The following is a 20,174-nucleotide window of genomic DNA, read 5'->3' as shown; positions in this document are numbered from 1 at the left end:
GCGCCGCGTGGCCGGCTGATGGCCGGTCACGCGGCGTCTCTCGATACTGCAGGGCGGGCGCTGGCGCCGCCCCGAACGCTCAATACTTCTTGCGGGCGCGTGCCTTCTTCGCGGTCGGCTTCGCCGCCGCACCGCCACCGCTGCTACCCTTCTTGCGCGCGGCGCGCGCTTCCTTCACCGCGACGCTCGGCGCACTCGCGGCCTTCTTGCGGCGCGGCACGGGATCCTCCACCTGCGGCAGCGTGCGTACGCGCGGGCCATTGCCGCGGTCGACACCGCCGCCAGCGGAAGCCGGCGCGGGCGACGGACGCGGCGCCTTCACCGGCGTATCGCGCACGAGGCGGAAGTCGATCTTGCGTGCATCGAGATCGACGCGGCTCACCTGCACGCGCACGCGATCCGACAGGCGATAGCGGATGCCCGTGCGTTCGCCGCGCAGCTCGTTCTTGATCTCGTCGTACTGGAAGTAGTCCGAGCCGAGTTCCGTGACGTGCACGAGCCCTTCGATGAACAGCGTGTCGAGCTGCACGAAGATGCCGAACGACGTGACGCCGTTCACCATCCCGCCGTACTCCTCGCCGAGCTTGTCGCGCATGAAGTAGCACTTGAGCCAGGCCTCGACGTCGCGCGATGCTTCATCCGCGCGGCGCTCGTTCGCCGAGCAGTGCAGGCCGAGTTCTTCCCAGATCGCCGTGTTCGAACGCGAGCGGCCGCGCGATTCGTCGTCGGCCTGCTGCATCGCGCGAGCGCGCGGCGACAGCGCGGTGTTCAGCTCGAAACCTTCCGGCGCCTTCGGCACGTATTTCTTGCCCGACAGGATCGCGTAGATCGCGCGGTGCGTGAGCAAGTCCGGATAACGGCGGATCGGGCTCGTGAAGTGCGCGTACGCCTCGTAGGCCAGGCCGAAGTGACCGATGTTGTCCGGGCTGTAGACGGCCTGCTGCATCGAGCGCAGCAGCATCGGCTGCAGCATCTGCGCATCGGGCCGGTCGCGGATCTGCGCCATCAGCGCCGCGTAGTCGCTCGCATGCGGCTTGTCGCCGCCGCCGAGCGACAGGCCCATGCCGCGCAGGAACGCACGCAGGTTCTCGAGCTTCTCCGGCGTCGGCCCCGCGTGCACGCGGTACAGGCCCGGATGCTTGTTGCGCTTCAGGAAATCGGCGGCGCAGACGTTCGCGGCCAGCATGCATTCCTCGATCAGCTTGTGCGCATCGTTACGCTGGCGCGGCACGATCTGCTCGATCTTGCCCTGCGAGTTGCAGACGATGTAGGTCTCGGTCGTGTCGAAGTCGATCGCGCCACGCTTCTGCCGCGCGGCGAACAGCGACTTGTAGACGCCGTACAGATCCTGCAGGTGCGGCAGAAGATCCGCGCGGCGCGCAGCCTCCGGCCCCTTCGTGTTCGACAGCACGGCGGCGACTTCGGTGTACGTCAGGCGCGCCGCCGAATGGATGACGGCCGGATAGAACTGGTACGCCTTGATCTCGCCGCGCGCGGTGATCACCATGTCGCACGCGAGCACGCAGCGGTCGACCTGCGGATTCAGCGAGCACAGGCCGTTCGACAGCTTCTCCGGGAGCATCGGAATCACGCGGCGCGGGAAGTAGACCGACGTGCTGCGCTCGAGCGCGTCGGCATCGAGCCCGCTGCCCGGCTGTACGTAGTGCGACACGTCGGCGATCGCGACGATCAGGCGGTAGCCGTCGCCGCGGCCGACCTTGACCGGCTCGCAGTAGACGGCGTCGTCGAAGTCGCGGGCGTCCTCGCCGTCGATCGTCACGAGCGGCACGTCGCGCAGGTCGACGCGGAAACGCAGGTCGGTCGGCCGCACCTTGTCGGGCAGCGCGGCGGCTTCGTCGAGCGCCGGCTGGCTGAATTCATGCGGCACGCCGTACTTGCGCACCGCGATTTCGATTTCCATGCCCGGATCGTCGATGTCGCCGAGCACCTCGACGACACGGCCGAGCGGCTGCGAATGGCGGCTCGGGAAATCGGTCAGTTCGACGACGACGACCTGCCCGACCTTCGCCTTCTTCACGTTCTGCGTGATCAGGATGTCGTGGCCGATACGCTTGTCTTCCGGTGCGACGATCAGCGCGCCGTTCTCGTTGAGCAGGCGGCCGATCACGCGCTTGTTCGCGCGCTCGGTGACTTCGACGACATGCCCTTCCGGGCGGCCGCGGCGATCGTAGCCGACGATCCGCGCGAGCACGCGATCGTTGTGCATCACCTTCTGCATTTCGCCGTTCGGCAAGAACAGGTCGTCCTGGCCGTCGTCGCGGATCACGAACCCGTAGCCGTCGCGATGCCCCTGCACGCGCCCGGCGACGAAGTTCGACGGATGGGTCAACTGGTAATGGCCGCGCTTGTCGAGGCGGATCTGGCCGTCGCGTTCCATCGCGGCGACACGCCGGAAGAACCCCTCGCGCTCCTGACGCTTGATCGACAGTGCTTCCGCGATGTCGTTGGCGGCCAGCGGCGCGTCGCTCGTACGCAGCACGCCGAGAATTTCTTCACGGCTCGGAATGGGGTACGGATATTTGCTCAAGGGTTTGTCGATGGTTGTTCTCGTTGCGTTGATTGATGGTGCACGGCATCAACATAGAGGTGTCCGTCAGACAGTTCTATATTGACGGCGGCGGGTCATTCTATCACCCGCCTGTGTCACCAAAAGACCGGAATGCCGCCGGCAGGCGCGGCGGAGCCCGGTTTGCGATGCATCGCAAAAAAGTGTTGACACGAATAATTGGGGCGCTATAATTTCGCTTCTTTGCAGCAAGCAGCTACTGCAAAACGTGCCCAGGTGGCGGAATTGGTAGACGCACTAGGTTCAGGTCCTAGCGGTGGCAACATCGTGGAGGTTCGAGTCCTCTCCTGGGCACCATCTGTTTTTAAAAAGGTCGGCTTCTGCCGGCCTTTTTTCATTTCTAGCCCAGGAAGCAAAGCGCCTGCGCGCTTTGCGCGAGGACTCGAAAGGCTGCGCTTGCAAGCGCAGCCGGGGTCGCGCTTGTGTGACCGAGTCCTCTCCTGGGCACCATCTGTTTTATAAAAAGGTCGGCTTCTAGCCGGCCTTTTTCATTTCTAGCCCAGGGAACCGTGCGCCGGAGTCGCGCATGTGTGACCGAGTTCTCTCCTCGGCGCCTCTGTATTCAAAAAAGCCGGCATCGTGCCGGCCACCTTCCCTTCGTTTCCGAGCCTTGGGCGCTCATCGCAGGCCACTCGGCATCGTCGCGAATCAGCACCAAAATGGTGCGCGCGTGGCGGACCGAAATCCGCCTCGCGCCACGTCGCCATCAGAGCATGCGCTTCAGCACGTCGTTCTTCGCCACGAAATGATGCTTGAGTGCAGCCGCCGCGTGTACCGCCACCACGAATGCCAGCGTATAGCAGCCGAACTTGTGAAGGTCGAACCAGTGCTCGGTCACCGGCCCCGCGCTATACGGCGTCTTCACGTAAAGCACGCCAAACAGCCAGTACCCGTCCGGCACCATCACGAACCCGCTGAACAGCACGAAGGCGACCAGCGCGTAAATCAGCGAGTGCACCAGGTGCGCGATCGATTGCTGCTGACGCGGAATCGATGCGACGTCAGGCGGCGTGCGGCGGAAGAACGACCACACGTAGCGCAGCGGAAACAGCACGATCAGACAGCTCGCGAGCGACATGTTCAGGGTCGACACGAAACGCCAGAGATCCGGCTGGGTGATGAAGTGCAGCGAAATTCCGGCCACCATCGTGTACAGGATCACGGCCGCGAAAATCCAGTGCAGCGCGCGGGAAAAGCGGTCGTATCGACCGCTGGATAATGTTTCGTTATGCAAATCTGTTTGGGAAGCCACCTGCATGATTCATCCTTTATCGGTTGCGAAGACATGGTTGCCATGGATATGTGGATGAAATTATCGAGGCGGAAACCCGTGTTGATAACCATTCTCAAGGATTTCAAAATACCCGGCGCGACGTCAGCGCATCTCGATCAGGAACGTCATCACGCCGTCGCCCGACCCCGCCGTCACGCGCTCGCCGTACTGGTAGTACTGCGCGGTATACGGCAACGTGGTTGCCCCGACCGTCGCGTCGCCGAGGCTGTGCCAGGTATTCAACGTGACCGGCGCATCGTTCTTCAGCACGCGAATGCCGACCCCCTGCGCGGCGTCGTCGCCGATCAGCTTCAGCACGTCGGTCGTGCCCGGCACCGTCTCGCCGAGCAGCTGGATCGACAGCGGGGTCGGCCGTGCCTCGCCGAACGGGCTGCAGGTCAGGTCGATCGCGAATTCGCGTGACGCCTGGGTCGAGCCCGGACCGTCGAAGGCCGACGCGGGCACGGCGCCGAGCGGCACGACGAGATGCTTCGAGGCCGTATTGACGGTGCAGGCGACGCCCCGCACGTAACTGCTCGTAATGTGCTTGCGCACCACGTAATGGCCCGGATCGCCGCTCACGGGCGACGCCTCGACGACAAACGCCTGGCCCAGCAGGAAGCCGGGCGTCACCGGCCCGATCTTGACGAGCTCCATGTCGATCACGAACGTGCGCGCCGAGCCGTCCCCCGGATGCATCCCGAGCACGCCTTCCGTCTTGCTGCCGAGATCCTCGCCGTCGCGCACCATCCGCAGCGCAAGGCCCGGGAGATTGGTTGCCCACAGGTTCATGCCCGGCGCGGGGCCGAACTCGCTCGAGTAGTTCAAGGTCCGCGCCAGCGGCTCGCCCTGGCCGTTCGGCGCACAGGTGAGGGTCAGCGTGAACCGGACCGACCGGACGACGCCGCCGACCTCGACGCCGTCGGCCGCGATCGAACCGAACTCGATCGGATTGAAATCTTCGGGGAGGCTCAGGCATGCGGCAAACGCGGGCGCCGTGCAGAGCATCAGCGTGACGAACGCCGCCCAGCGGCGCAGGCACGTGGCAAATCGGGATATCGTGAGTTTCATGAACGGGGTGAAGTAGGTGAAGCAGCGTCGGCCCGCAGCGCCGGATGCGTGCGCGAGCAGACGACCTCGAGTTCGGGGAAATTGCTGTGCGGCGTCGACTCGCCCATGTTGTACGACAGCGCGCAGCGCTCGTCCGGGCGCGCCCCCCATCGCACGAACAGGTCGCCGGCCCGGCCGACGCCGGTGACGAAGCCCTGCCCGTTCGGGCCGACCATGCCGACCTCCTTGCCGGCCGCCGTCATCACGGCGGCACCGAACGGCACCGGCTGGCCCGCGTCGTCGGTCATGTCGAGCATCAGGCGGCCCGCCTCGACCTCGAACGGCGCCAGCACGACCGCACCGTGCGTCGGCACGACGTGCACGATCGCGTTGCGAATCTCGAGCTGACGATCGAGTTCCGCCGTGCGCAACGCGATGCGGTTCTGCCGGTACGGCGTGACGTTCGGCACGACCGCATAGCCCGCGCGGTCGGTACGCACGCCGGCATGCGCGATCACGCCGACGTCGGCCGCACCCTCGCTGCGCACCAGTGCGACGGTTTCGCCGAGCGGCTGCGACAGCGTGACGCCGCCGCCGTGCACGATCATGCCGCCCGCCGCGCTGACCGAGGTCTGCGAGCCGCTGCGCGTCTGGTTGTGGGTGGCCCCGAACTGGCCGGCCGTCGCACGGTAGTTCAGGTTCACCGCACCGCCCAGGCCGTGTGCCGTGCGATCGGCGTCGACGCCGTAGCTCAGGCGATCGTCGTCGAACAACGTGCCGAACACGCCCGCGCGCTGCTCGGTGCCCGCGGTACCGGCGATCAGCGTCGCGCTGCCGTACGCATGCGGTGTCGTCGTGCGCCCGCCGCCGAACGGAATGGACAGGTTTAGCGATACCTGCCGGCTGCGCTCGCCGCGCGCGCGCTGCTCGGCGCTCAGGCTCACGTTGTAGGACACGCGCGACACGCTGCCCGAATAGCCGAGCTGGAGCAGCCGGTCCTCGCCCGCACCGTCACGGTAGGCTCGCCGGCTCGCACTGACGTACAGCGAGCCCGCATGCCCCAGGCTCTGCGACACGCTCAGCTCACTGCGGTTGCGCTTGCCCGCGCGGCCCGCCCACGTGTCGACCGACGTCGCGTAGCGCACCACGACGTCGGACAGGCTGCGATAGCCGCCCGAGTACTGGTGATGCGCGGCGCGCAGTTCCGTGCCGGTCGACGCGAACGCCTTCGCGTACATCGCGCGCACCGCGCTACCCGCGCCCGCTTGCCCCGCCTGGTCGCGATAACGGGCGTGCGTCACGTCCACCGACAGTGCACCGATCCGCGCCAGGTTGCGCGCGGCGCCGGCCGCCAGCGCCGCATACCCGTTCGCGAACGTCACGCCGCCGTAGATCGTCGTCTCACCGGGCAAGCCGTAAGCGGCGCTCGCCGACGTGAACCACTGCGATTGGGCGGAATCGGCACGCAAGCGCCCCCCGGCCGCGCGATACGACCACGCATTCTGGCGCAGCAGGGTCGGAATGCTCGCCGACGGCTGGATGAAGCTGCGCTTCTGGCCATCCGCCTCGACGATCGTCACCTCGAGGTCCGCATGCGCCGCGATCGCGTACAGGTCGTCGATCTCGAACGGCCCCGGCGGCACGTAGCTGCTGTAGATCAGATAGCCGTTCTGGCGAATCTCGACCTTCGCATGGCTTTGCGCGATGCCGCGCACGACCGGCGCGTAGCCGCGCTGGCTGTCCGGTTGCATCGTGTCGTCGGACGCGAGCTGCACGCCGCGGAACGCCACGCTGTCGAACACGTTGTCGGACGTGAAGTTCTCACCGAACGTGACGCGGCTGCGCCAGCCGGGAAGGTCGCGCTCGAGATAGGTATTCATGAATTGCGTCTGCAGCCCCGACGCGTTGTGGTTCACCATCGCGCTGCTGCGCAGGCGCCACGCGCCGAGGTTCAGGCCCGCGCGCACGCTGCCGTATGCTTCCGTCGCGTGGCCCGACGGCCCGTCGTAACGCCGCTGCGCGGCGTTGAAGCGATAGTCGAAGCGCAGTGCATTGATGCCTTCGTCCCAGCGCGACGGATCGACCGAGCCGCGCGGCACGCGCTTCATCTTCGCCTGCGGGACCGTCAGCGCCAGCGTCTGGCGATCCGGATCCACCGTGACCGTTGCGTCCGGCATCGCATCGCGCGGATCGACGCACGCGAGCGTAGCGTCGGCCGCATCTGCGGCATCCACCTCGGCGACGCGCGGATAGGCCGCGAGGTTCACGCCGAACCCGTCGAGCTGCGCGGCGCCCAGGCAGGGCCGCACCGCATTGCCTTGTTCGTCGCGTGGATCGCGCTCGAAGCGGATGTCGTGCATGCCCGACGCCTCGCCATTGACCGACACCTCGACCGGGTGCACGCCGGGCAGCAGCACGTTCGCTTCGGCGAACACGTCGAGATCCACATCCGCCTGCGGGTTGCCGAACGCGAGGAACGCGGGATTGAACGCCGTGTTCGCGTGCGCGTGCGCGTGCGCCCCCGCGCTCGGCAATCCGAACGCGAAGGTCGAAGCGAGCGCGAGCACGCATCGGCGCAGCGGGTCAAGGCATCGTGTCATGAATGGGTGAACGGCGCGCGCCGGATGAGCGCACGCCGCATGAAGTCAAAAAAATGGAAAGTCGGGAAAGCGGATCGCGGAGTGGCCGCTGGCCGGCCCCGCGACCGCGTTGCGTCAAACGGCGCCGGTCGGCACCTTCATCGTGACGGACGGCGTCACGGCGCCGTAGTCGTTGATCGTGCTGAACCGCAGCGTGACGGGCTGCGCCGGCACCGCGTGGATGTAGCGCAGCTTGTAGGTCGCCGCCTGCAGCGGCGGCACCATCTCGAGATCGACGTCCTCGGTCGTTCCGGCATCGATGCCGATCTTCGAGAACGTGACGTGATAAGGCGTCGGATTGTTCACCGTCAGCAGCGCGCCGTCGCTCGACGGCGCGATGTGCCAGGTCAGCGCCGCCGGCGCATCGGCCGACGAGCCGGTCAGGCCCTGCGGCCGATAGAACGCCTTGATCCGGGTCTGGATCGCGATCTGGAGCACGTTGTCCTGCTTCGGCGTGGCCGGAATCTCCTTCACGTTCAGCCACATCAGCGACTCGCGATCGGACGGCAGCCCGTGCTTGACGGGCATCACGCGCAGCAGGTTTTCCTTGCCGGGATCGAGCCGCGACAGCGGCGGCGTGACGAAGAACGGTGCCTTCGCGCCGCCCTTCGTCGATCCGCCGTCAATCCAGGCCTGCACGACGTAAGGCTGGCTGTCCGCGTTCTTCACGGGCACGACGGCTTCGCGCCGGTCCTCCTGCAGGATCACGCGCGTCGCGCCCACCACCACGCCCGCCAGCGCGCCGTGGGTCATGCACAGCCCGAGCACGCAGGCCAGCGTACGTTGTCCGAATTGAATCGTCATCGGTCGATCCCGTCTGCTTAGCGGTAGTGCAGCGTGAACGACGCCGTGCCGTTCGCCTCGCCCGCCTCGGTCTGGTTCGACGTCGAGACGTAGTTCGCGGCGAAGTTCAGCACGTTGCTGCCCGGCGTCAGCTTGAGCGTGTCGGTCTCGCTGTTGATGCCGATCTGCTTGCCCCCTTCGTCCATCAACTGGATGCCGACGCCTTTCGCGTCGTCCTGCGCGCCGGTGCCGATCGCGAGCAGCGTCGGATCGTCGCCGTTCGACGTGCCCTCGAACTGCGCGCGTACGCCGCTCAGCTGGTCGTTGCACTCGCTCAGCGCGATCTGGAACGGCACGCGGCGACTTTCCTGGCCGGCGGTGGCGAGTTGGTCGATACCGATCGCGCCGAGCGGCACCTGAATATTGCTGTTGTCGATCTTGCAGGTCGTCGCGACGATCTTGCCGTGGAAGTTGATCGTGCCATCCGCGGCAAGTGCGGACGTCGATCCGAATGCGGCCAGGAGCGCGGCCAACAGGAGGGATTTCTGGGTCTTTTTCATCGAGTATCTGGGTAGAGAATTGAGGATTTCCGCTGCCGGTCCCTGACAGCGGAACAACGAACCCGTCGAGTTCGCAGGCATTATTCCGATCCGGCCATCGCCACCCAACAAACTTAAGAAAATTCTCAACGCATGCCGCCTGGACGGATGAATCACGCATGCAATGCGACGCCGGCGACGCCCCCTTCCACCCTTCCCGGGCACACCTGCCGACGTTGCGGACAGCACCTAGTCAATACTCAAGGAATCCTCATCATCTGGTGAAATATGCACCCTGCAGCGAGATGGCCGTCGACACGGATGGTGTGCGCAAGCGCGCCCGAAGCCGGCAGGGCCGAGCGTGCCGCTCGCGGCGGCGGTGACGAACGACGGGGGGATGTGATCGGAACGCGGCGAGACGGGCTGCCGTGCCTCGCGAAAGCCTCGGGATAGCCTCGCGCAGGCGCGTCGATTCAATGCCGAACGGCGGCTGAAGCGGCGTGCCGCGACAGCCTTGTCGGAATGGGAATACGGATGGGGACAGGAAGGATCGGCGATATCGATCCCGTGGTCAGCCGGCGCGCGTCGCCGCGGCCGGCCGATTGCTCAGGTCAACTCGAGCCGATACCCGTAGTTGTAGATCGTCGTGATCGCGAGCCCGTTCTTCGGCCGCAGCCCAAGGCTCGTACGCAACTTGCTGACGTAGGTGGCCAGCGTCGCGTCGTACTTCCGGTCCACCACGCCCCAGATACGCTTGATCATCATGTCCTTCGACACGATCCGCCCGACGCTCTCGAACAACATCAGCGCGAGATCGAACTCGCGCTGCGACAGCTCGACCGGCACGCCGTCGACGGTCGCGGCATGCGAGCTCGTGTCGAGCACGAACTTGCCGACCTCGACCACCTTCGCGCGCTGCGTCTCCGGGTAGTACTTGCGCGCCTGCGCATTGACGCGCGCGACAAGTTCGCGCTCCCGCAACGGCTTGATCAGGTAGTCGTCTGCACCGGTGTTCAGACCGAACACGATGTCGTTCTCGCCGTCGTGCTGCGTCATCATGATGATCGGCAGCGTGTCGGCGAACGATTCGCGCGCCCAGCGCATCACCTCGATCCCCGACTTGCCGGGCACGTCCCAGTCGAGCAGCAGCACGTCGACGCGCTGCGTGCGCACCAGCTCGATGAAGCTGTCGCCGTCGTGACGCACCTCCGTGTCGTAGCCGGCCTTGTTGAGCCAGCCGGCCACGACGCCCGCCTGCGTCACCATGTCTTCGAGTATTGCGACAATCATGTTCGATCCAGTCTCAAGATGCCGCCCCGTCCCCAGGCCCGTTCGCCACTCCGTCGGCCGGAGCGGGCGGCAAGTAAACAAAAGCCCATTCGCCATAGGCGTCGCTGTCGCCGAAGGTATCGTACCGCGCGGGAAAGCCCTGGCGCTTCAGCGGCTGCCCCGGCGCCTCGCTGTACACGCCCATGATGCCGCCGTCCGGCGCCTTCACGAGCCCCCACTGCGTCGACCCCGTCAGCGGATCGGCGTACAGACGCCGCAAGTGACGCTGCGTCGGCAGCGCGCGGCGGTCCTCGAGCAATACGTCGAGCGACTCCGGATAGCGGCTGCCTCCCGCCGCATTGTAGTAGCTTGCGATCGCCGCGCGATACTGGTCGCCGACAAACAGCAACTGCGCCTCGCGATCGCGCTGCTGCACCGTCTGCCAGATGCGCGCGGCCTGCGTCATGCCGAGCCCCAGCGCCGCGACGAGCATCAGCACGCCGAGATACGCGATGCCGCGCTGCCCGCGCGGGCCGCGGCATCGGCCGCCACGCCGCCGGTTACCACGTCCCATATGCGCTCCCGTCGAGCGCACGCCCTTTCGCGCCGCTCTTCACGTCCGCGACGCCGCCCCGGTCGCCGGCCTGCGGTTGCCAGGAGCCGCGCTTGCCCGTGACCGGGTCGAGCGGGATCTCGCGCAGATAGCGCTTGTCGACCAGCACCTCGAGCGTGTCGGGATCGCGGCCGTGATCCGCCCTATAGTCGTCGATCGACTGGCGCAGCGTGTTCAGGTTGTGGCGCAGCACCGTTTCCTTCGCGCGATCGCTCTGCTTCAGGTAGCCGGGGGCGACGAACGCGGTGAGCGACGCGATGATCGCCATCACGACGAGCAGTTCGATCAGCGTGAAGCCCGCGATGCGGCGTGCACGCTTACCACTGGTTGTACGGGACGCCATTGAGGCTCTCCTTGCGGTTGGTCGAGCGGATGTCGAACACGTCCTCGCCGGACGAGAATGCATCGGGGTCGCTCGCATAGCTGCGCGTTTCCCAGGTGTCCTCCGGCGCCTTGCCCTCGCATTCGCACATCGGATCGGCGGGGAGCTTGCGCAGGAAGTACAGTCTCGCGCCGTCCGGCGATTTCTTGTCCTCGACGCCGTCGACGAGCGCGTGCAGGTCGGGCGGATAGCCGCTCGCGTCGACACTGCGCTCGATGCGCCCGTCATCGGCCGCCGCCTTGTACGCGTCGAGCGCCGAGCGGATCACCACCAGCGCGCGGCGCAGTTCGGCCTCGTCCGAGCGGCGCTTGACCAGGTCGGTCAGCGGCAGCGAGACGGTCGCGAGCAACGCGAGCAGCGTCAATGCCACCAGCAGCTCGATCAGCGTGAAACCGCGCGCGCGCGCACGTCGACGGAGGCTCATGCGAAGCCCCGTGCGCGCGACGGCAGTACCGGCGCGTCGGCATACCGCACCGGCGCCGATTCGCGCTCGCCCGTCAAACGCGCGACGAGCGCGTGGAGCGAGCCGATCAGCGAACGTACCGCGGCGGTGATGCGATGCTCGCGGCGTGCCTGCGGCTCGGCGAGCGCCGCGCGCGGCGCGGCAGCATCGGCCACCGTCACCGGCGCAACGGCGCGCACGACGGCAGCCGGTTGCACCGCCTGAGGAGCCGCGTCGACGTCGCCCGCACGCGCCTGCCCGATCGGCGCGGCGACGACTTCCGCACGCGGGCCGGCAGCCGGTGCCGCTGCAGCGGCGGCGCGTGTGATCTCGCCGCGCGGCGCGGCCGGACGGTTCTGTGCGACCGGTGCGACCGGAGCCGCTACGGTCTTGATCGCCGCAGCCGGTTGCCGCCCGGCATCCGCACGCGTACGCATCATCCCGGTGCCGCGCGCGCCGTGCTCGGCTGCCGGGCTCGTCGCGTCGCCCTGCTCGGCCTGCGCCGGCGCTTGCGGCTCCGCGTCGGCGTTGGCCGGTTCAGCGCTCATCTCGTTGCCCGCGGGCTTCGACGGCTCGACCGGCTCGATCGGCGCGTTCAGGTCCGGGCCGTCCGACGACGTCATCCGCGCGGGCACGGCGCGTGCCGACTCGAGCGTCAGCGCTTCGGTGGTCACGCGCGACTCGGTGCCCGACAGGAAGGTCGTCACCGCCGACGTCGGCAGGTCGAGATTGCGTTCGATATGCGGCGTGATCAGCAGCACGATCTCCGAACGCTCGCTGCTGCGGCCGTTCGAGCCGAACAGCCGGCCGAGCACCGGCAGGCCCGACATGCCCGGCAGCCCCGCGATGCTTTCGCTTTCATTGCGCTTCACCAGGCCGGCCAGGATCTGCGTTTCGCCGTTCTTCGCGGTCATCAGCGTCTCCGCGTTGCGCGTCCCGAGCGAATAGGCGACGAGCCCGGTCTTTGTGGTTTCCTTCGACAGGATGCTGCTGACCTCCATGTTCACCTTGACGCTCACCTCCTCGTTCAGGCTGATGCGCGGCTCGACCTTCAGCATCAGGCCCACGTCCTGGTAGCTGACCGATTCGGTGACGACACCGTTCGCATTGGTGGTCGTGACGATCGGCACGCGCTCGCCGATCTTGATGTTGGCCTTCTCCATGTTGCGCACGCGGATCTTCGGATTCGCGATCGTCTTGGTCTTGCCCTGCTTCTGCAACATGTCGATCGCGAGCGCGAGCCCGCCCGATTCGCTCGACACGCCGACGCGATCGCGATTCAGGCGCAGCAGGTCGCCGAGCGTCAGCGCACCGCCTTCCACGCTGCCCAGCGCGTTGAACTGGACCTTGCCGGGATATTGCACGCCCAGATCGAGGCTGTCATTCATGTTGACCTCCAGCACCTGCACGTCGAGCGTGACTTCCGATTGCGGGATGTCGAGGCCCATCACGACGCGCTCCGCGACCTGGATCGTCTCCGGCGTGTCGCGCATGACGACCGCGTTCACGCGTTCGTCCACGTAGACGTCCTTCGGCTTGATCATCTGGCGCAGCGCGGCCATCACCGACTTCGCGTCCGCGTGCGACAGGAAGAACGTGCGAATCGCGAACTCCGTGTAGTTGCGCGCCTTGTCCGGCTGCGACGGGTAGACCAGCAGCGTGTGCTTGTCGAGCACTTTCTTCTCGAGCTGGTTGGTGCGCAGCAGCAGGTTGATCGCGTCTTCGGCGGTCGTGCGCTCCGCGAACAGCGTCGCGGCCTGGCTGGTATCCACGTCGCGGTCGAACACGAAGTTCACGCCGGACACGCGCGAAATCACGTCGAAGATGTTCATCAGCGGCTGCTGCTTGAAGTTGAGCGACACCGGCTTGCGCAGCGCGTCGGCCAGTTGCGGGCGCACCGTGCGGCCGGCCTGCGATTGATTCAGCAGCGTATCGCGCAGGCGCTTCGCGTCCGCATGGTTCGGCTGCTCGGCGAGAATCCGCCGCACGATCTCGAGCGCTTCCTGCGGCTTCTCGCCGCCGATGCGCTGCGCGCGCGCGAGGTCGACCGACATCTGCTGGCGGCGCTTGACCTGCTCGAGCGACTGGCTGGCCTTGAAGTTGCCCGGCTCCTCGCGCAGTACGTTATTCAGGTGGTCGATCGCGGCGGCATGGTTGCCCTGCGCGACCTGGCCGTCGGCGGCCTTCAGTTCGGCGCGCACATACTCCTGCCGGCTGCCCTCGACGGCGGTGGTGAGGGCGATGTCGTCGGGCGCGGCCTGCTTCTGCTGCTGCAGCGTGCTGAGGCGCTCGGCAGGTGTCGTGGCGGCGGCAGGCACGGCGTTGAACGGGGTACTCGCGCATCCTGTCAGCGCGAGCGCCGAGATCAGGAGTAAAAGACTGAGTTTACGTTTCATGATGGTGTTCGGAACAGATTCAAATCGGGGTTCATGGAGTCGGGACGGGCGGCGACAGCTCGATATCGCTGCTGCCACGGGTCACGATCACCGCGCCCTGTTTGCCCAGTTTCTTCAGCCGGTAGCCTTCGGCGATCTCGCCGCCCGGCAGCACCGCGTCACGCACGCCGCAACGCGATTCGCACAGCAGGAAAGTCTTGCCCGCGCCGTCCAGCACGACGATGCGATGACCGTTCTCGCGCCACTCGCCGGCAATGTCGAACGGCGCCGATGCAACCGGTGGCGCGTCGATCGGCGTGTCGAGCGGCGGCATGTCGGGCTCGGGCGCCGCGTCGGGCGGCGGCTCGGCGTCGGTCGCCGTCTCCGCGCCGAGCGAGGCCCAGCTCTGCGCGGGGAACAGGTCGACGACCGGTGCCAGCGCGTGCGTTTCGCTCGCCGCGCTGCCGCCGGCAACGCACGCGGCAGCCAGCGCGAGCGCGGCCGCGATCGGGATCAGGGGCGCGCGCATCATGCGTCCGGCCCCAGCAGGCTGACCCGCAGGTCGGCGATCACGTTGGGACTGTCGATCCGCTCACGCTCGACCGACAGTCCCTCGATGCGTACCATCGGCTGCTGCGTAATCTCGCGGATCGCTTCGCGCAGCCCGACATAGCTGCCGGACAGCGCGACGTTGATCGTGAGCCGGCGCAGCTTGCCCTGCACCTCGACTTCGCGGCGATAGGTCGCGTGCTTGCGCTCCATGCCGTGCTGGGACAGGATCTGGAAGATCGAGTACGCCTGCTCGGTGCTGCGCAGTTGCTGCACCTGCTGCAGCGTCATGCCGCCGGGACCGGCCTGCTGGCCCGGCTTCGGCAGCGCGGCCAGCGCCTTTGTCCGCGCGTCGCGATCGGCCTCGAGCTGCTCGGCGCCCGGCTGCAGGTAGCACGCGTGCACGCCGATCAGCGCCACGACGAGCCCCCCTGCCACCAGCCCCGGCATGCCCAGCTTGCGGGACGCCGCATAGGCGCCCCAGCGCAGCCGCTCGGCGAGCGCGGTCATGTCGATTGATTTCAGGTTCGTCATGGGTGTTCGATGTTCAGGCTGAAATAGAAAATGTTCTTGCCGTCCTCGTCTTTCGTCCGGTGCTGCATCAGGCGGACCTTGCGGTCGGGGTGACGGTCCTTCAGACGGTCGACGAACATGTAGATGTGCGACAGATGCGCGGCACCGCCTTCGAGGCGCGCTTCCTGCCCGGCCTTGTCGACCGTCAGCAGCTTCAGCGCGATCTGCGGCGTCCACGCGTGCTCGATCCAGTCGACCACCGCCGGTCCCGCGCCGGTCGCGCTCGTGCGCTGCTGGTCGAGCACGCGCGCGATGCGGCGCTCCTCCGCCGTCATGTTCTTCTGCCGGCGCTGCTCGCGCTCGATCGCGCGCTGGCGCTGGTCGATGCGGCTTTCGATGCTGTCGACCTCGTCGCGCAACTGCTCGACGTTGGACCACTCGCTCGCGACGAACGCGCCAGTCAGCAGCGCGCAGCACAGCGCGACGGCCGCCCACGGCGTGACACGCGTGCGAGGCGCCACGAAATCCAGTTCATTCAGGCGCTTCATGCCGGCTCCTCCTGCGTCTGCACGGCCTGGTCCATGTCGTCGTCGAGCAACGTGACGCCCTCGGCGGCCGCGCTCGGCAGCGTGCCGTCGAGCGCGCTCGCGAAAGCCGCGCCGGCCAGCGGCTGTCCGGCCATCAACGCCGCGGCCGCGAACCAGTCGTCAAGACGGCTGCCCCCCGCACGCGGCAGCGTGACCACGTCGGCCCACTCGCCCGCACGCCGGAACGCGCAAGTGACGATGCGCGGCTGCAGCAACGCATAGCGGTAGTCGTCGCCGCTCAGGTGCTTCGCATGCGTGGCGAGCGCCACCGACAGCGCGTCGCGCACGCTGACGAGCCGCCAGCCGGCTGCGCGGCACGTCTCGTCGAGCGACACGAGCAACGTGTCGCAAGCCGCCACCGCGAGCTGCGCGCGGCCGCGCCGCCCGCCTTCGAGGCGAATCCGCAGCGCGCCGCGCTGCGCACGGGCGGCGAACAGCGCGCTGTGCATAACCGTCCCACGCGGCGTCCGACACCAGTCCGTCCTGCCAGGGCAACACGACGCCATGCGTCCACGGATGCCCCGCGACGACGTGCACGCGGTTCAGCATCGGCAGGCGCGCCTTCGGCAGGTCGCCCAGCACCTGCGCCAGCGCTTCGGCGGGCGCGCCGTCGTGCGCGACGACGATCCGCGGCTCGCCCGCGCGCCGTGCGCGCCAGTCGTCGCTCGTCCATACGCGCAGCCGGTCGGCGTCGAGCACCGCGAACACGTTATTCCACGGCGATCGCACGCTGCACCTCCTGAAACGTCGTCAGTCGCGCGCGAATCGCGGCGAGGCCCGCATCGCGCATCGACTGGTAGTCGGCGTTGTTCGCGAGCGCCTGCGCGCGCTTCTCGATCGAACGCTCGAGCAACGCGGCCTTCATCGCCGCATCGAGCGTCAGCACTTCGGCGAGGCCGATCCGGCCGTGATAACCGGTGCCCCGGCAGGTTTCGCAACCCTCGCCGGGCGTGACCACGTGCTTCAGGTCGTCGAGCGACGCACCGGACAGATCGACACCGTCGGCCGCCGCGCCGCCGCAGCTTTCGCAAATGCGCCGCACCAGCCGCTGCGACACGACGCCGTTCAGCGCCTCGAGAAACGTCGACGGCTCGACGCCCATGTAGATGAAGCGGTCGATCACGCTGAAGCCGTCGTTCGCGTGCACCGTCGACAGCACGCGGTGGCCCGTGAGCGCCGATTGCACCGCAATCGACGCGGTCTCCTCGTCGCGGATCTCGCCGACCATCACCGTGTCCGGATCGTGCCGCAGGATCGCGCGCAGCCCGCGTGCGAAGGTGAGCCCCTTGCGCTCGTTGACGGGAATCTGCAGCACGCCCTTCAGTTCGTATTCGACCGGATCCTCGATCGTGATGATCTTGTCGTCGCCGGTGTTGACTTCCGACAGCACCGCATACAGCGTCGTCGACTTGCCGCTGCCGGTCGGCCCCGTCACGAGCATCAGCCCGTACGGCCGATGCGCGAGCGCGCGCACGCGCCGGGCCGTCTGCGCGTCGAAGCCGAGCACGTCGAGGCTCACGCTGTCGCCGCGCTGCGACTTGTCGAGCACGCGCATCACCGCGTTCTCGCCATAGGTGCCGGGAATGATGGACACGCGGAAATCGATCTCGCGGCCCTGCATCACGACCTTGAAACGGCCGTCCTGCGGCACGCGCTTTTCCGCGATGTCGAGCGCCGCGAGCACCTTGAGACGCGACAGCGTCTGCGCGGCCGTCTCGAGCCCCGGGATGTGACGGATCGACTGCAGCACACCGTCGATCCGGTAGCGGATCGCCAGGCCGTCGGGTACCGCTTCGAGGTGGATGTCGCTCGCGCGACTCTGCAGCGCGTCGTAGAGGGTCGTATTGACGAGCCGGATGACCGGGCTTTCGTCCTTCGCGATGCTCGCGAGCGAGATCGACTCGATCGCCTGCGCGAGCGAATCGCCCTGCGCATCGATCGTCACGTCGTCCATCAGACGCTCGTTCGACTCGACGTCGCCGAGCAGCCGCTCGACCTCGCCCGGCACGCTCATCGCCATCTGCACCGGCTGCGCACCGAAGCGCGCGAGCAGTTCGTCGCGCACCTGGCGCGCGAACGGATCGGCCAGGACGACGCAGGCCGCACCGTCGCGCTCGATCGGCAGCACGCGCCAGGTCAGCGCATCGTGCAGCGGCAGCAGGTCGAAGCGCGTCGGCGCCGCCTGCAGCGTCTGCGCGTCGACCGCGTCGACGCCGAGGCAGGCCGCCACTTCGGCCAGCACCGATGCGTCGCCGCTCAGCAGGCCGTCGACGTATTGCGCGAAGCCAACGCCGGATGCCTCCGATTCCGACTGCCAGCGTTGAGCGATGTGTTCCGTTTTCATTCAGTTTTCTCCTGTTGGTCAGCGGGATCGCGAGAGCCGGGTCGGCCCGGATCGCTATCCGACGCTGCCGGCCAATTCGAAGATCGGCATGTAGAGCAGCAGGACCACCGCGCCCACCGTCGCGCCCACCGCCAGCATCAGCACCGGTTCGAAGACCTTGCTGAGCATCTCGATTGCGCGGTCGAGCGCGCCGTCATGAAACTGCGCGATGTGTTCGCACATCCCGCCCAGGTCGCCGCTCTGTTCGCCGACGCGCAACAGCCGTTCGGCTACCGACGTCGTCAGTGCATGCGCGGCGAGCACGGCGGCGACCGGACGCCCTGCGCGCATGTCGGTCAGCGCCGCCGCCAGCCGCCCGCGGAAATGCTCGGGCAACACCTTGCCGGACAGCTCCAGCGCGACGATCACCGGCGTGCCGCCCGCGATCAGCAGGCCGACGGTCCGGTAGAACCGCGTGAGTGCGAACAACGCGCAGATGTCGCGCACTTTCGGCGCGCGCCACATCAGCCGCTGCGCGGCGCGCTTGACGGCCGCCGAGCGCACCGCCAGCCCCGCGCCCACGAACGACGCCACGACCGCCAGCCCGACCGCCATGCCGTTCTCGCGCAGCAGGGTCGCCCACCAGAGCATCGCCTGCGCGGTCGCCGGCAGCGTGGCCAGCGACTCGAACACCACCGCGAAGCGCGGAATCACGAAGAACGCCATGAACAGCAGGATCGCGATACCCACGCCGATCACGACGACCGGATAGATCAGCGCGCCGGTGACGCGCTTGCGAACCTGTTCGATTCGCACTTCGTACTGTTGGTAACGCTTCAGCACGACCGGCAACTGGCCGCTGCCCTCCGACGATTCGATCGTCGCGACGAGCAGCGGCGGAAAGATCGCCGGTTGCTGCGCCAGCGCCTTCGACAACGGCTGCCCTTCGACCATCACCGCGAGAATCCGGTCGATCACGTGTTTCGCGTCCTTTCCCGAATCCGCCTTGTCGCGCAGCGCTTCGAGCGCCTCGATCAGCACGAGGCCCGCATCGAGCAGCGTCGATAACTCCTGCAGGAACAGCGTCAGCGCAAACTTCGGCGCCGCGCGGCGGCGCCCGAAGCCCGCCTCGCGCCGGATCTCGACCACGACCCGGCCCTGTGCCGCGAGCCGCGCACGCACCTCCGCCTCGCTCGCCCCTTCGGCCGTCTGCTGCGAGACCTTGCCGTCGGCAAGCACCCGTACCCGGAACGTGTTCATCGCGACGGCCTCCACCATTCGTCGAGTTTCGCGAAGCTCGCCTCACGATCGCTCGTCAGCACCCGGTATTCCTTCCAGACCTTGGTCGCGTAGGCCTTGCGGGCCGGCTCGCGCTTCGGCGAAGACCCGGCGTTGTACGCGCCGACAGCGTTCCAGGTATAGCCGTGCCGATCGATGAAATCGGCGAGGATCGATGCGCCGGTGGCGATCGACGTGCACGGCTCGTCGATCAGCCGCTTGTGCGTCACGCCGACCTTGACCAGACGCGGCAGATGCGTGCTGTTGATCTGCATGAGCCCGATGTCGTAGGTGCCGTTCCGGTTCCAGTTCATCGCGCGCGGATTCATCGACGATTCCACTTTCGCGATCGCGACGAGCAGCAGCGGATCGATGCCATGCTGCTCGCCTGCCCAGGTCCAGCAATCCCTGGCAGCGACGCCGGAGGTGCCGGCGGCGAACAGCGCCACCGCGGCCACCCAGCGACGCAGCCCCTTACATGCCGTAGACGAGGTCTGCATCGAGACCACTCCCGCCAACCCGACCGTCGCGCCCGAGCGATACGATCTCCGCTTCGCCGTCGCGGCCCGGCACGTTCCACTGGTACACGCGGCCCCAGCCGTCCTTCGGCACGGCCTTCGCCAGATACGGGCCGTTCCAGCCGTCGGTGCCCTGCGGCGCCGCGACCAGTGCGTCGAGCCCTTCGTCAGCCGTCGGATAGCGGCCCATGTCGAGCCGGAATTGCGAGACCGCGTCGCCCAGCGTCTTCATCTGCGCTTCCGTCGACTTGACCTTCGCCTTGTCGACCTGCGAGAAGAGCTTCGGTCCGACATAGCCGGCCAGCAGCGCGATGATCAGCAGCACGACCAGCAGCTCCAGCAGGGTGAAGCCCTTCTGGCCCCGTCGTTTCGTCCATTTCAGATAGTTCGGTTTCACGTCGTATGCCCTCGGTAGAGATCCCGGCGCGGCATCGCGGCCGGAGGCCGTCGTGTC

The 20,174-nt window shown here is 67.4% G+C and carries 19 protein-coding genes and 1 tRNA gene; 1 reads left to right on the top strand and 19 read right to left on the bottom strand.

What is annotated here, in order from left to right:
* Window positions 1-79 precede the first annotated feature (79 nt).
* Window positions 80-2,548, bottom strand: coding sequence for a ribonuclease R (rnr, locus tag CFB43_RS08575; protein WP_089494759.1), 2,469 nt, complete (start codon window positions 2,546-2,548; stop codon window positions 80-82).
* A gap of 249 nt (window positions 2,549-2,797) precedes the next feature.
* On the opposite strand from rnr, the gene CFB43_RS08570 reads away from it, so the two are divergent.
* Window positions 2,798-2,884: transfer RNA gene (locus tag CFB43_RS08570), tRNA-Leu, on the top strand.
* A gap of 409 nt (window positions 2,885-3,293) precedes the next feature.
* Here CFB43_RS08570 and CFB43_RS08565 read toward each other — a convergent pair.
* The 18 genes from CFB43_RS08565 to gspG form a co-directional block, all read right to left on the bottom strand.
* On the bottom strand, window positions 3,294-3,845 hold the full coding sequence (locus tag CFB43_RS08565; protein WP_089494758.1) for a cytochrome b: 552 nt from the start codon (window positions 3,843-3,845) through the stop codon (window positions 3,294-3,296).
* Between the two features lie 117 nt (window positions 3,846-3,962).
* Entirely contained in the window at window positions 3,963-4,931 is a 969-nt protein-coding gene (locus CFB43_RS08560) for a fimbrial protein (protein WP_179254809.1), read from the bottom strand.
* Entirely contained in the window at window positions 4,928-7,510 is a 2,583-nt protein-coding gene (locus CFB43_RS08555; RefSeq protein ID WP_089494756.1) for a fimbria/pilus outer membrane usher protein, read from the bottom strand. Before CFB43_RS08555 ends, CFB43_RS08560 begins: the two co-directional genes overlap by 4 nt.
* Before the next feature lie 114 nt (window positions 7,511-7,624).
* Window positions 7,625-8,353 carry a fimbrial biogenesis chaperone gene (locus tag CFB43_RS08550; protein ID WP_089494755.1) on the bottom strand — a complete coding sequence of 243 codons (729 nt, stop codon included), beginning with the start codon at window positions 8,351-8,353 and terminating at the stop codon, window positions 7,625-7,627.
* 17 nt (window positions 8,354-8,370) lie between these two features.
* Window positions 8,371-8,892: a fimbrial protein gene (locus CFB43_RS08545; RefSeq protein WP_175237217.1), complete on the bottom strand. Its 522-nt coding sequence runs from the start codon at window positions 8,890-8,892 to the stop codon at window positions 8,371-8,373.
* Between the two features lie 585 nt (window positions 8,893-9,477).
* Window positions 9,478-10,161 carry a response regulator transcription factor gene (locus tag CFB43_RS08540; RefSeq protein ID WP_089425257.1) on the bottom strand — a complete coding sequence of 228 codons (684 nt, stop codon included), beginning with the start codon at window positions 10,159-10,161 and terminating at the stop codon, window positions 9,478-9,480.
* A gap of 13 nt (window positions 10,162-10,174) precedes the next feature.
* The gene (locus tag CFB43_RS08535) at window positions 10,175-10,633 is read right to left on the bottom strand and encodes a type II secretion system protein (protein ID WP_256940974.1); all 459 of its coding nucleotides are present in this window, start codon (window positions 10,631-10,633) and stop codon (window positions 10,175-10,177) included.
* A 67-nt stretch (window positions 10,634-10,700) separates the two neighbouring features.
* Window positions 10,701-11,096 carry a type II secretion system protein gene (locus CFB43_RS08530; RefSeq protein WP_089456124.1) on the bottom strand — a complete coding sequence of 132 codons (396 nt, stop codon included), beginning with the start codon at window positions 11,094-11,096 and terminating at the stop codon, window positions 10,701-10,703.
* Window positions 11,071-11,559, bottom strand: a complete 489-nt coding sequence (locus CFB43_RS08525; RefSeq protein ID WP_089494754.1) for a type II secretion system protein — start codon at window positions 11,557-11,559, stop codon at window positions 11,071-11,073. Before CFB43_RS08525 ends, CFB43_RS08530 begins: the two co-directional genes overlap by 26 nt.
* A complete protein-coding gene (locus CFB43_RS08520) occupies window positions 11,556-13,973 on the bottom strand; it encodes a secretin N-terminal domain-containing protein (RefSeq protein ID WP_089494753.1) in 2,418 nt (805 codons plus the stop codon). Before CFB43_RS08520 ends, CFB43_RS08525 begins: the two co-directional genes overlap by 4 nt.
* A 31-nt stretch (window positions 13,974-14,004) precedes the next feature.
* Window positions 14,005-14,484, bottom strand: coding sequence for a hypothetical protein (locus tag CFB43_RS08515; RefSeq protein WP_089494752.1), 480 nt, complete (start codon window positions 14,482-14,484; stop codon window positions 14,005-14,007).
* Window positions 14,481-15,035 carry a hypothetical protein gene (locus CFB43_RS08510; RefSeq protein ID WP_089494751.1) on the bottom strand — a complete coding sequence of 185 codons (555 nt, stop codon included), beginning with the start codon at window positions 15,033-15,035 and terminating at the stop codon, window positions 14,481-14,483. The genes CFB43_RS08515 and CFB43_RS08510 overlap by 4 nt, the downstream gene beginning before the upstream one ends.
* A complete protein-coding gene (locus tag CFB43_RS08505) occupies window positions 15,032-15,562 on the bottom strand; it encodes a hypothetical protein (protein ID WP_089494750.1) in 531 nt (176 codons plus the stop codon). Before CFB43_RS08505 ends, CFB43_RS08510 begins: the two co-directional genes overlap by 4 nt.
* Entirely contained in the window at window positions 15,559-16,050 is a 492-nt protein-coding gene (locus CFB43_RS08500) for a hypothetical protein (RefSeq protein WP_089494749.1), read from the bottom strand. Before CFB43_RS08500 ends, CFB43_RS08505 begins: the two co-directional genes overlap by 4 nt.
* Before the next feature lie 260 nt (window positions 16,051-16,310).
* Window positions 16,311-17,945: a GspE/PulE family protein gene (locus tag CFB43_RS08495; protein WP_089494748.1), complete on the bottom strand. Its 1,635-nt coding sequence runs from the start codon at window positions 17,943-17,945 to the stop codon at window positions 16,311-16,313.
* A 54-nt stretch (window positions 17,946-17,999) separates the two neighbouring features.
* Window positions 18,000-19,184, bottom strand: a complete 1,185-nt coding sequence (locus CFB43_RS08490; RefSeq protein ID WP_089495283.1) for a type II secretion system F family protein — start codon at window positions 19,182-19,184, stop codon at window positions 18,000-18,002.
* Window positions 19,181-19,702 (bottom strand): lytic transglycosylase domain-containing protein, encoded by a 522-nt coding sequence (locus CFB43_RS08485; protein WP_089494747.1) that lies wholly within the window; start codon window positions 19,700-19,702, stop codon window positions 19,181-19,183. Before CFB43_RS08485 ends, CFB43_RS08490 begins: the two co-directional genes overlap by 4 nt.
* Entirely contained in the window at window positions 19,677-20,117 is a 441-nt protein-coding gene (gene gspG, locus CFB43_RS08480) for a type II secretion system major pseudopilin GspG (RefSeq protein ID WP_089425248.1), read from the bottom strand. The genes CFB43_RS08485 and gspG overlap by 26 nt, the downstream gene beginning before the upstream one ends.
* Between the last annotated feature and the right edge of the window lie 57 nt (window positions 20,118-20,174).

Source organism: Burkholderia sp. AU15512 (genome assembly GCF_002223325.1).
GTDB lineage: Bacteria > Pseudomonadota > Gammaproteobacteria > Burkholderiales > Burkholderiaceae > Burkholderia.
Note: the sequence above shows the minus strand (reverse complement) of the source record. Positions and strands in the feature narration are given on the sequence as shown.

Coding starts and splice junctions, on each gene's coding strand:
- CFB43_RS08565 (WP_089494758.1), bottom strand. CDS start 3,845: ATGCAGGTGGCTTCCCAAACAGATTTGCATAACGAAACATTATCCAGC.
- CFB43_RS08560 (WP_179254809.1), bottom strand. CDS start 4,931: ATGAAACTCACGATATCCCGATTTGCCACGTGCCTGCGCCGCTGGGCG.
- CFB43_RS08555 (WP_089494756.1), bottom strand. CDS start 7,510: ATGACACGATGCCTTGACCCGCTGCGCCGATGCGTGCTCGCGCTCGCT.
- CFB43_RS08550 (WP_089494755.1), bottom strand. CDS start 8,353: ATGACGATTCAATTCGGACAACGTACGCTGGCCTGCGTGCTCGGGCTG.
- CFB43_RS08545 (WP_175237217.1), bottom strand. CDS start 8,892: ATGAAAAAGACCCAGAAATCCCTCCTGTTGGCCGCGCTCCTGGCCGCA.
- CFB43_RS08540 (WP_089425257.1), bottom strand. CDS start 10,161: ATGATTGTCGCAATACTCGAAGACATGGTGACGCAGGCGGGCGTCGTG.
- CFB43_RS08535 (WP_256940974.1), bottom strand. CDS start 10,633: ATGCTCGTCGCGGCGCTGGGGCTCGGCATGACGCAGGCCGCGCGCATC.
- CFB43_RS08530 (WP_089456124.1), bottom strand. CDS start 11,096: ATGGCGTCCCGTACAACCAGTGGTAAGCGTGCACGCCGCATCGCGGGC.
- CFB43_RS08525 (WP_089494754.1), bottom strand. CDS start 11,559: ATGAGCCTCCGTCGACGTGCGCGCGCGCGCGGTTTCACGCTGATCGAG.
- CFB43_RS08520 (WP_089494753.1), bottom strand. CDS start 13,973: ATGAAACGTAAACTCAGTCTTTTACTCCTGATCTCGGCGCTCGCGCTG.
- CFB43_RS08515 (WP_089494752.1), bottom strand. CDS start 14,484: ATGATGCGCGCGCCCCTGATCCCGATCGCGGCCGCGCTCGCGCTGGCT.
- CFB43_RS08510 (WP_089494751.1), bottom strand. CDS start 15,035: ATGACGAACCTGAAATCAATCGACATGACCGCGCTCGCCGAGCGGCTG.
- CFB43_RS08505 (WP_089494750.1), bottom strand. CDS start 15,562: ATGAAGCGCCTGAATGAACTGGATTTCGTGGCGCCTCGCACGCGTGTC.
- CFB43_RS08500 (WP_089494749.1), bottom strand. CDS start 16,050: ATGCACAGCGCGCTGTTCGCCGCCCGTGCGCAGCGCGGCGCGCTGCGG.
- CFB43_RS08495 (WP_089494748.1), bottom strand. CDS start 17,945: ATGAAAACGGAACACATCGCTCAACGCTGGCAGTCGGAATCGGAGGCA.
- CFB43_RS08490 (WP_089495283.1), bottom strand. CDS start 19,184: ATGAACACGTTCCGGGTACGGGTGCTTGCCGACGGCAAGGTCTCGCAG.
- CFB43_RS08485 (WP_089494747.1), bottom strand. CDS start 19,702: ATGCAGACCTCGTCTACGGCATGTAAGGGGCTGCGTCGCTGGGTGGCC.